This window comes from Acinetobacter sp. YH01010 (assembly GCF_013420775.1).
Taxonomy (GTDB): Bacteria; Pseudomonadota; Gammaproteobacteria; order Pseudomonadales; family Moraxellaceae; genus Acinetobacter; species Acinetobacter amyesii.
This window is the reverse complement of record NZ_VOYF01000037.1, coordinates 1-10348: the sequence shown is the minus strand read 5'-3', so window position 1 is coordinate 10348 and position 10348 is coordinate 1. Positions and strand designations below refer to the sequence as shown.

At 35.0% G+C, this 10348-nt stretch carries 14 protein-coding genes; 8 read left to right on the top strand and 6 right to left on the bottom strand.

Annotated elements, in window-relative coordinates:
- Together FTT77_RS16515 and FTT77_RS16510 are read right to left on the bottom strand one after the other, a co-directional pair.
- Window positions 1–436, bottom strand: a 436-nt coding sequence (locus tag FTT77_RS16515) for a recombinase family protein (protein ID WP_180182528.1), incomplete at its 3' end; no start/stop codon positions are given.
- A 300-nt stretch (window positions 437–736) separates the two neighbouring features.
- Window positions 737–985 (bottom strand): hypothetical protein, encoded by a 249-nt coding sequence (locus tag FTT77_RS16510; RefSeq protein ID WP_166135740.1) that lies wholly within the window; start codon window positions 983–985, stop codon window positions 737–739.
- 166 nt (window positions 986–1151) lie between these two features.
- On the opposite strand from FTT77_RS16510, the gene FTT77_RS16505 reads away from it, so the two are divergent.
- Together FTT77_RS16505 and nadS are read left to right on the top strand one after the other, a co-directional pair.
- A complete protein-coding gene (locus FTT77_RS16505; RefSeq protein WP_058971762.1) occupies window positions 1152–1472 on the top strand; it encodes a type II toxin-antitoxin system RelE/ParE family toxin in 321 nt (106 codons plus the stop codon).
- On the top strand, window positions 1465–1737 hold the full coding sequence (gene nadS / locus FTT77_RS16500) for a NadS family protein (RefSeq protein WP_000369781.1): 273 nt from the start codon (window positions 1465–1467) through the stop codon (window positions 1735–1737). The genes FTT77_RS16505 and nadS overlap by 8 nt, the downstream gene beginning before the upstream one ends.
- Window positions 1738–1816: 79 nt before the next feature.
- On the opposite strand, the gene FTT77_RS16495 is transcribed toward nadS, so the two are convergent.
- The 4 genes from FTT77_RS16495 to FTT77_RS16480 form a co-directional block, all read right to left on the bottom strand.
- The gene (locus tag FTT77_RS16495; protein ID WP_180109569.1) at window positions 1817–2455 is read right to left on the bottom strand and encodes a hypothetical protein; all 639 of its coding nucleotides are present in this window, start codon (window positions 2453–2455) and stop codon (window positions 1817–1819) included.
- Window positions 2456–3187 carry a hypothetical protein gene (locus FTT77_RS16490; RefSeq protein ID WP_180109570.1) on the bottom strand — a complete coding sequence of 244 codons (732 nt, stop codon included), beginning with the start codon at window positions 3185–3187 and terminating at the stop codon, window positions 2456–2458.
- Window positions 3188–3277: 90 nt separating this feature from the next.
- Complete coding sequence (locus FTT77_RS16485) at window positions 3278–4102, bottom strand: hypothetical protein (RefSeq protein WP_180109571.1); 825 nt, start codon at window positions 4100–4102, stop codon at window positions 3278–3280.
- Window positions 4103–4312: 210 nt separating this feature from the next.
- Window positions 4313–4687, bottom strand: coding sequence for a hypothetical protein (locus tag FTT77_RS16480; protein WP_086322809.1), 375 nt, complete (start codon window positions 4685–4687; stop codon window positions 4313–4315).
- A gap of 259 nt (window positions 4688–4946) precedes the next feature.
- On the opposite strand from FTT77_RS16480, the gene mobQ reads away from it, so the two are divergent.
- The 6 genes from mobQ to FTT77_RS16450 all read left to right on the top strand — a co-directional run bounded on the left by mobQ (window position 4947) and on the right by FTT77_RS16450 (window position 10162).
- The gene (mobQ, locus tag FTT77_RS16475; protein WP_373686715.1) at window positions 4947–6701 is read left to right on the top strand and encodes a MobQ family relaxase; all 1755 of its coding nucleotides are present in this window, start codon (window positions 4947–4949) and stop codon (window positions 6699–6701) included.
- Window positions 6702–7337: 636 nt separating this feature from the next.
- The gene (gene repM / locus FTT77_RS16470) at window positions 7338–8282 is read left to right on the top strand and encodes a replication initiation protein RepM (protein ID WP_068912167.1); all 945 of its coding nucleotides are present in this window, start codon (window positions 7338–7340) and stop codon (window positions 8280–8282) included.
- A 3-nt stretch (window positions 8283–8285) separates the two neighbouring features.
- Window positions 8286–8840, top strand: coding sequence for a plasmid replication DNA-binding protein (locus FTT77_RS16465; protein WP_068912165.1), 555 nt, complete (start codon window positions 8286–8288; stop codon window positions 8838–8840).
- 20 nt (window positions 8841–8860) lie between these two features.
- Window positions 8861–9004, top strand: coding sequence for a hypothetical protein (locus FTT77_RS16460; protein WP_162898103.1), 144 nt, complete (start codon window positions 8861–8863; stop codon window positions 9002–9004).
- 255 nt (window positions 9005–9259) lie between these two features.
- A complete protein-coding gene (locus tag FTT77_RS16455) occupies window positions 9260–9604 on the top strand; it encodes an SMR family transporter (protein ID WP_005146112.1) in 345 nt (114 codons plus the stop codon).
- On the top strand, window positions 9605–10162 hold the full coding sequence (locus FTT77_RS16450; RefSeq protein ID WP_005146114.1) for a TetR/AcrR family transcriptional regulator: 558 nt from the start codon (window positions 9605–9607) through the stop codon (window positions 10160–10162). It abuts the gene before it with no gap.
- The last annotated feature ends 186 nt before the right edge of the window (window positions 10163–10348 follow it).

Genomic DNA, 10348 nt, shown 5'->3' with positions numbered 1-10348 from the left:
TCCGCTTTCTTCCCTTATATAAGCCCTTCGCTTTGGCTTTTGCAATTCCTTCCTTTTGACGCTCACGGATCATGGAGCGTTCAAACTCTGCAAATGCAGCAAGCATCTGAAACATGAGTTTATTTATTGCCGATTGTGCTACATCATGACTGAAGGTCAAATTCTCTTTATGAAAAATAATGGTTATACCACGATCATTCAGACTATTCACAATTTCGTTCAGATCATTTGTATTACGTGCCAGACGATCAATACTATGAACATGCACCGTATCACCTTCACGCAGATAGTCGAGCATTGCATTTAACTGAGGACGTTCACGGCTACCACCGCTTGCCTTTTCAGTAAAGGTCTTATCCAGGCTGATTCCATCTAATTGACGTTCAGTATTTTGTTCAGTTGAACTGACTCGAATATATCCGACCTGATTAGGCATTCTGTACCGTTAGAGTTTAGATAATTAAATACATATTGTACCGAAATTAAATATTAAGTCTATAAATACGGTTTTTGAGTTGCTTTTTAAGACTTTATTTTGTTCCGTTAGGCTATACCCTAAATATTCAGTACTTTTTCCTACAAATCCTAAGTGCTTCATAAAAAACCTTCAATAAATATAGTAAAGAGCTGTCTAAATTAAGCCAGACTCTCTTTTACAAATTTTAGATCAGCAATAAATAACCGAATAACGCCCATTATGTTAATTTTAGAAAGTCTTCAAGCTCACCTTAAAGAATTAACCTACTAGAGGATGCTCTTTCATTAAATTCTGTATGTCACAACCACATAAGCCTAGAAGCACTACGTCTGATATCTCATCAATACAACAACCTGAAACGATTTGCATACGTTGATTTTTGTCATATCCAAAAACTGTATATGTCAAATCTTCATCATCAAAATGATCTTTACAGATTGAACAGCAATCAGGGTATTTCTTCAAAACCTTATCAATATCTTTTTGCTGAGTAACAGTAACGCTCATATAACAACTCAAATAACTTTTCTTGGCCATAATTTTACATCTATATTTTTCTGAATATCCTTTTATTTAGCATGATGGGCATTATTCGGAATGAGAGCGGACAACTCTCGTTTTTTGTTATGGAAACTGCTAAAATACAAGTACGCCATTGACGTACAAAGAGTCCATGTTATTTATTGAAACCAGCATCTTTACCAAGCAAATTAAAGACCTTGTATCTGATGAGGAATATCGTCAACTTCAGGAAGATCTTTTGGTACAGCCTGATAGAGGTGATCTAATCAAGAATGGCGGTGGTATTCGCAAAGTACGTTGTGCTCAAGGTAACAAAGGAAAAAGTGGTGGCATTCGGGTGATTTATTATTGGGTCACCGAGGATGATCAGATATTTTTCTTAGTGGCTTATCCAAAATCAGTGAAAGATAATTTAACAGATAAGGAAACAGCCATTCTGCGCCAACTCGTGAAGGAGCAATTTCATGGATAACAACTTATTTGATGACTTGGTTGCTTCAATCAAAGAAGCTGGAGCTATCAAACGTAAAGAAGTTAAAGCAAGTCGAGTTACAGAACTCGAACTACCAGATATTAAAGAAGTACGTGAAAAAACAGGCTTGAGCCAAAATGAGTTTGCTGCACGTCTGCATATTAGTCCTCGTACCCTGCAAAATTGGGAACAGGGACGACGCTATCCAACTGGACCAGCAGCTACATTGATTCGAATTTTAGATGCTCATCCAAGTCTTATTTAAAAAATTACTTAAAAAATGGGAGCTTAAGGCTCCCATTTTTAGATTCGTATAACGTGTATTATGTTAATTTTAGAAAATCTTAATCATGTTCACTTTGAAATATATTTTCATAGAAATTAAGTAGAAAACCAGTTGCCTTATATTCTTTACCTCCGAAAGGATGAGTAATAATTTGCACAAATCCATACGATTCAAGTTCTAGAGTTAAGTCCTCATCTGTAGCGTCCTTTAATCCATGTCTAGGATTAGTTAACTCCAACTTGTTTCGTTCATAACATTCTTTAATTTGGTCTAATAAATACGAAGTTAACTTAGGAATTATATGCATATACTTTAAAAATTCACTTCTAGATACCTCTTTAGCATCATATAAAATTGTGGCCCTAGCAATCATCCTTGCATGTTTTTCTAGATAGCTAAGCTCTATTGCATTCATGATCTCCATCCCCATCTCTAAATTACTTTTATCTTTAAAAATTTCATTTATTTTTTTAGGGGATTCAAGTTCACATGCGTCAATGTAGTATAAAAATTGCTGTGTTCTTTTACTTAATTGATATTGGTAAAATCCTTGATAAACCCCTTTAAAAGCACTTACAAAAGGAAATGCTTTAATAAACTCTTCTAAAACACTATCTGCTGTACTTAGCAATGTATTATCAATTAAATTTTCTGTAGTTGCTGAGCCAACGTCTAAAGCCCTTTTCTTAATTTTCATTTATTCTTTATTACCAGTAATTATTAAAATTAAGACTACTGCCATCCAAGAGAAAGCTATAACCCTATGTAATCTAGTGAAGTTTTTACTTAAAGTACCCCATGCGAAAATATAAGGCATAATTAGAATACCTATCCATAAACAAATTAAACCTACATTTTTAACAATCGGATTATTATTTATTTTGTTTAATACAGAACTTAAATCAAAAGAACTTTCATTTACTAAAGTATTGATCTGCACAGGTATAGGTTCAGACTGTGGCTCTGGCTGTTTTAAAAAAGCATATTTAGGGTTAATGTGATCTCTCTTTTCATATCTATTTATAAAAGCTTTTAAAGCAAAAAGTTTTTCAGCGATATCTCTCTTAGCTTGAATTCCTGTATCACCTGAATAAGCAACTTTTTCTATTTCTTCTTTTAAACTTAAAGTTAACTCTGAGAACATTTCATAAGATTCATCATTTTCAAATAATTCATCTATATCAATATTTTCTCTTCTTAAACGAGATGGGTCATATCCATTTAATTCAAAAAAATCCATAATTAGTTCATTGGCATCTTTTTGACTTTTATGCAGAAAGTTACTGAACTCTATGTCTTTCAAATCAGAAGCTGTAGGACTTTTCTTAACAATACCTTTATTAGTATTCGCTCTAGAGGTAGAAATAGACTTACTTAAAAAAAAGTTAATACCTCCTATTTTTTTCCCTACACCAAATCTAAAACTCATAAAAACACCTAATAATTAATTTTTTAAAAAGATATATTTACTTACATAAGCTCGTAAAGCCAATGAATTATTTGGCTTGAAAGAACTACTTTAATTCTCAAGAGATTTACTAGCTTTTGGAAATTTAGCTTTGATTAATTCCTGATACTTGGCTTTTTCCTCTTTAGACATACTCTCGAAAAGTTTGTTTATACAGTCAGCATCCTCAACTGCACACTTCTGAAAGTCATTAGAAACTTGGCCTACAAATAATGCTGAACTAACATAGGTATAGATAGCTTTTTCCCATTGCTTATCATTCCCAGAAATATTTTGATCTTCGAACTCTAGAGCTTGATTTACAGTGCCAGTTTTGAAAGTTTCTAGGAATAAACAATCATCTAAAATAGGACTACCACCTATTTCACTATTACCTACACAAAAAAATGTAGCTTTTGAGCCTTTACTAAGCTCAGCTACATTCCCATGATCAATTTTATTAAAGCGAAGCATTGGAGAATTGAACCCATAATTAGCTTTAGTTTCTAATCGAACAACTGGCTTGTCATCTATCCCTGCTTCAATACCTGATATTTTTCCATTAACAAAGAAATACTTATTCTTATATAAGTTATTGGCTTTGATTTCATTTTTGTCATAATCATTTGTTATTTGATCAGCTGAGTAGACAGGAAAGTAAGATGTTAATAGTAAAGACTCGTTGTCACCTGAGCTTAATGTAGGAAGTATTTTAAGCTCATCTTCAATAGAAAATTTAAGAAAAGCCTTTTCATTCTCCGTTAGTAATTCATTTTTAGCTTTAACTGTAGAAGTTTCTGCTTGAGAGTTGGTATTATTGGAATCTGGCTTATTTGCTTCTTTACTACAACCAACTAATAATAGTAATGCCCCAATAAAAATAGATAATTTTTTCATGTTTAAAATTTCTTGAAAAGTAATAAATATTTTGTACACACTACACTATCTATTATTCATTGAGTACCCAAATCCTAAAAACCATAAGTCACATATAAAATTTTATTTGTTAAGCCGAACAGTTTTTCTTTGAAACTCTAATCGAACCAACTTTACACATAAACCTCGGATCAATGTTTAACATAAAATCTCTTATATGAAATTTAGAACTTATCCCTTAAAAAGATCATTAAAAAGCTCTTTATCTTTCTGTCTATTTTCTTCTGTCTTACTTTCCGCACTTAAAAACTGCTCAAAATCAGCCCATTGATGTTTAAAAGATTCATCATTCTTAAATTTATTCAAAACCCAAGCGCCAAGCAAAATTTTCCGTCTAGTTTCATTTTTCCGTTCTTGGGCTTTTGCTTCGCTTAAAAGTTTTTGCTGTTTGAGTTTAAGCTCATTCTGTTTCTGTTTTGCCTGTTCTAAGATCTGCTCTTGTTCTTTTTTTAAATACTCAATTTGCTCTTGCAGGGATAATTTTTTCTGCTGTGCTTTGGTGAGTTTCTTTAAAACTGCATCTTTCTTTTCTTGAATATCTGACATAGTATTAAACCGTGATGATCAATAATCAAACATCATCATAGAGTCAAAAAACAAAGCGAGCAATATCAAACGTAGCGAAGCGAAGTTTTCCCGGAGTGAAACGAAGGGCGCACTTACCCACTTTTATCATTTCATTCAAAAGTGGACGTTGCGACAGGGGGAAACCCCTGTACCCCATGACCTCGCTTTAGCATGGTCAGCAACTTTTTCAAAGTTGCAAAAATCAAAACCACGGTATGCAGAAATTTAGGTTTTTAAAGTGGCAATTTTTCATTTGAATGAAAGCAACATCTCACGAAGTGACGGACGTTCAGCCGTTGCTTGTGCTGCTTATCGTGCCTGTGAAAAATTAGAGGATCTGACTTTTGGAAAGACTCAGGACTACACTAAAAAAAAGGGACTTGCATACAAAAATATTTATGCACCAGAACATACCAATACAAAACTTTTAGACCGTCAAACACTTTGGAATACAGTAGAAAAAAAAGAATTCAATGCCAATGGCTCAATGAAAGCCAATGCACGACTCGCCAAAGAATATATCTGTGCTTTACCACATGAATTAACAGATGCAGAACGCATAAAAATCGTTGATGATTTCTGCTCTAACTTTGTCAAAAAACATAATGTGATTGTCGATGCTTGTATTCATGCACCACATGATCATGATGATGAAACCAATAATAAAAATTTCCATGTCCACATCATGTTCACGACCAGAGTCGTGAATGACAAAGGCGAATTAGGCAAAAAACAAAGAATCTTCAACGACCATGGTCCCGAGATCCTGAAGGACAGCCGAGCAACTTTTGCCAATGTTGTAAACACAGTATTGGAAAATGCCGGACTAGACGAACGCATCGACCACCGCAGTTATAAAGATCAGGGCTTAGACTTTCTTGAACCCACTCATCATGAAGGGCATGAAGCTACAGCACTTCGCAGACAATATGACGAGGAACAAAAAAGACCGCTTGAAGAACGTAACACTGAAATTGTGCTACCAAGAATTGCACTTGAAAATGATGCAATCAAAGCCAAAAATTTAGATGCTGCACGAGAATACCAACAGATCATCAAGGGCCTTGATCAAGAAATTATTGTTCCAAGTCGATTAGAAGATCAGATTACCCAGCTGGAAAACGAACTTCAGTTAACCGAAGCAGAAGAAAAAGAGCTTTTAGCAGAATTAGTAAATCTCAACCTAGAAGAAGAACGCCTGCAAGAACAACAGGTTCAACAGATCGACAACGCATATGATGACTTCATCCGGTGCCAAGATATTTATGCAGAATTTGCCAATCAGTTTTACACCATTCAAAGCAATGCTGCTGATAATCAAAAGCAGATTGAATCAAATCTCACCAAGACAAAACGATGGTTAGCAGAAAACAAAAGCGATTTTTACCTACATACCAATAATTTGTTTTATGACTCTTATCATCATACTTACAGAGATATAAAAAAACCTGATTTTTATGCGACTGAAAAATCAGTAGAACAGGCAAAAAATGAGAACTGGAGAGAATACGCAACCGAGGTCGAACAACTTGCTAAAGAATACGATATTGAGAATGTCGTCCAACGCTTAGGTCAATGCTCAGAGATACTGGAAAATAATGGGATTGAACGACCAACGATAAAACCCACGTTTTGGCAGAAGCTAAAACGAGAGTACGTTCATTCATTCGATACCCTACATGATTTTAATGATGATATGAGTCCCCTCCTTAAAGCAAAACGGGCAGATGATCTCAAAATTGAACAAGAAAGAATGCAGCAAGTACGCCAAGCGGAAGTAGATCGCCAACGAAGAATTGAAAATGATCGCAAAGAAAGTGAATTTAGAGAGCAATTACGTAAAGAACGAGAGCAAAAAGAACAACGCTATGAACAAGAAAGACACGAACGAGAACATTTGGCATTTTTAAAACGCCAAGAATTGGAAAAACAGCAGAAAAATGAGCCTAAAAAACCAGAAAATGAAAATAACAACGATTACCGACCTTGGTGAATGCTGTTTAAACGCAAAAAAATAGGGTTTTTAGCGATGTTTTGCTAAACCACAGTAGATTTTATAGTTGAGTTAAGAAAAAACTCTTAAATCGCAAATGAGAGCATTTAGCGAGTGTCTACGAGCGAACTACAGGGATCTAAATTTTTTCACCTGTTTTTCCCTGATTACAGGCTCCCCTGTGTATCAAGAACTCAGAATCAGAGCATCCCGAATGGGTGCGAACTGATTACGATGGCTTTATGTCGAGCGAAGCGAGTAAAAAGCTCATGAGCGAAGCGAATTCCGAGCTGCTTTTGCTTTTTTTTAAAGTCACAACCCAATGAGCCAAAAAATTGCCCCAACGAATCGAGCGAAAGCGAGATTCAATAGAGTTTGAGCGTAGCGAAAACCAAGGGCAATTTTTCCTTGCCTGGGCTTTTAATTATTTTTAAAGTTTTTAATGCTTTTAGACTCTCTGAAAACCTTTGTTTGCAAGGCTTTCAAGGTGGATAAGACTACAATTTCTTTGTCATAAGACTACAATTTCTTTGTCATAAGACTACAATTTCTTTGTCATAAGACTACAATTTCTTTGCATTTGATTACATCGAATGCTAATGTAGTCTTAATAACACTTATAACCTATGCAGTCTTATGAAAAATGACTTAGTAGTAAAAGATAATGCCTTAATTAATGCCAGTTATAATCTCGAAGTAACCGAGCAACGGCTTATCCTTTTATCAATAATAAGAGCAAGAGAAACAGGCCAAGGGATCTCATCCGACAGTAAATTAGAAATCCATGCTTCTGATTATGCTTCTCGCTTTGATGTCACCAAAGAAGCTGCGTATAACGCTCTAAAAAATGCAGTTAATAATCTTTTTGAAAGAAAGTTCTCTTTTAAGGAAATTCATAAAGATACAAACAAAGAAATTGTAGTCAAATCCCGCTGGGTTAGCCGAATTGCATATGTTGATGACCTTGCTACATTAGAAGTTACCTTTGCACCAGATGTTGTTCCTCTTATTACAAGATTGGAAAAGCACTTTACGAGCTATCAACTTAAACAGGTTGCGCAACTAACTAGCAAATATGCTATTCGTCTATATGAGTTTCTAATTGCTTGGAGAGACGTAGGAAAAACACCTGTTATTTCTTTATCTGAGTTCAGAGAAAAATTAGGACTTGAGATGAATGAATATCAAAAAATGGTTAATTTTAAAAGTCGTGTTTTAGAACCAGCCATAAAGCAAATCAATGAGCTGACTGATATACATGTAAAATACGAACAGTACAAAACAGGAAGATCTATCTCAGGCTTATCATTCACTTTTAAGCATAAAAAAATTGATTCGATACCTTCAGAAAGAGATCCAAACACGGTAGATCTCTTTACCCAAATGACCGATGCACAACGCCACATGTTTGCCAATAAACTTTCAGAGCTACCGGAAATGGGTCGGTATTCCCAGGGAACTGAAAGCTATCCACAATTTGCTATTCGTATTGCTGAGATGCTTCACGATCCTGAAAAAATCAAAGAACTATATCCATACCTAAAAAAAGTGGGATATATGCCATTAAATAAAAGGATTTAGTAAATGGCTAAATTATCACTAAGTGAAGTATCTAACCGCTTTAACGTCAGTCGTTCTACGCTATATAGGGCCATAAAAGAAGGGCGTATATCTCGAAGCGCTGATGGTCTTTTTGATATTGCAGAAGTCATCCGATGCTTTGGAGAGCCGATCAAAAAGCATGAACAAAAACAAGAAGTGGATCAGTCTAAAGATGATGCTGATTTACGTCAGCTTGTTGATTTTATGAAAAAGGAAATTGAGTCATACAAAGATCGTGAGAAACGCTATTTAGATCAAATAGACCGCTTTCAATTGCTATTAGGGCATAAAGAGTCTGAAGAAAAAATGTCTCATGATACACCAGTGACACATTCCAATGATGCACCATGCGACAACAATAGTGGAATAAGTGAAACTATTGATAATAATAGAGATAGTGAAATTAAAACATCCCATGAGACATTGGTGACACGCCCTAATGAAACACCAAAACACGTACCAAATACGCATTATGAGACAAAGAAAAAACGTGGATTATTTGGCCGTGTGCTAAATGCTGTTTTTGATCATGACTGAGCAATCTAGGGAGAGAAATCATGCCGAAACTGAAAGACATTGCCCTGGGCATTATTGTGGCTCCGCTGCTGATCCCGATTATGCTAATTGCATCGTACCAGGATAAAAAGGCACTGAAGAAAGAGCTGGATGAACGCCAAAAAGAAAAAGCTCAGGCTTCCTGATTATTCACCTAGGCTTATTAAAGCCGTGGAACATTGCTCAACAAGTAGGCGTGGAACGTGAAAAATCATAAAAAAAGCCCGAACAGGGATGCTCGGGCTATAAACTTGGATCTAGGCTTTTGAATTATAACACAATTTAAATTGCATTTCGTATAACGTGTATTATGTTAATTTTAGAAAATCTAAAATAATTATTGATAATTTTTTTTGAAAATTTAACATACCTTCCGATTGGTATTTTAGGTATGATTACTTATGAACAGTGTGTTACTCGCTTATGTATTACTTGGATTTGCAATAGTTTCCGAAGTGATTGGAAGTAGTTTTTTAGTTAAATCGGAAGGGTTTACAAAACTTTTTCCAAGCGTGATGGTCTTTATTTTTTTTAGCACGGCATTTTATTTATTATCACAAGTTATTAAAACAATCCCTTTAGGTATCGCATACGCTATATGGGCTGGTGTTGGGATTGTTCTAACTGCTGTAGTTGGCTACTTTGTTTTTAAACAGACACTAGATAATCCTGCTTTAATTGGAATTGGTTTTATCGTATCTGGCGTAATAATTATTAATTTATTTTCGCAATCAGCAGGTCATTAAGTGAAAGAAATTCGGCAACAAAAGAAGCAACCAGAGGTTATTCGAAAGCGCATCCTTGAACAGGCAACTATTCTTGTTTCTCAAAAGGGTATTTCTGGTGTTTCTATTCAAAATATTGCTACAGCAGTAGGTATAACAAAAGGGGGGGTATTTCACCATTTCCCGAATAAAAAAAATTTGATAGAAGAAATGTTCAATCAAATAATTCTTGATTTAGATCAAACAGTTGAATACTTGATTAAACGCGATCCAACAGAATATGGTAAATTCACACGAGCTTATATTCATAGTTCTTTTATCCATCAAATAGATGGGGTGGTTTCTGCTTGGTCAGCGTTATCAATGACTATGATCACAGAGCCTACCTTTAATAAAATTTGGATGGAATGGCTAAAAAATAGATTATCTCAACATGCAGAAACGGATAGTCATCCTGATTTAGAGTTACTTCGTTTAGCAGCAGATGGGTTGTGGCTACAAAGTATTACCGGAGTCATTGATGATGAGCAATGTTCAAAATTAGAAGACGATCTGCTTAATCGAACCTATTTAACATAAAATCTCTTATTCGAAATTTGAACTGTAAGCCCCAGATAGAAAAATCCAGTGCATAGAACGGCACTGTTGCAAATAGGCTGACATGATAAGCTAAATATCTTATTTATTTCGAGATACAGCAGATGAATCCCTTCCACGGTCGGCACTTTCAAGGTGAAATCATTCTTTGGGCTGTTCGTTGGTATT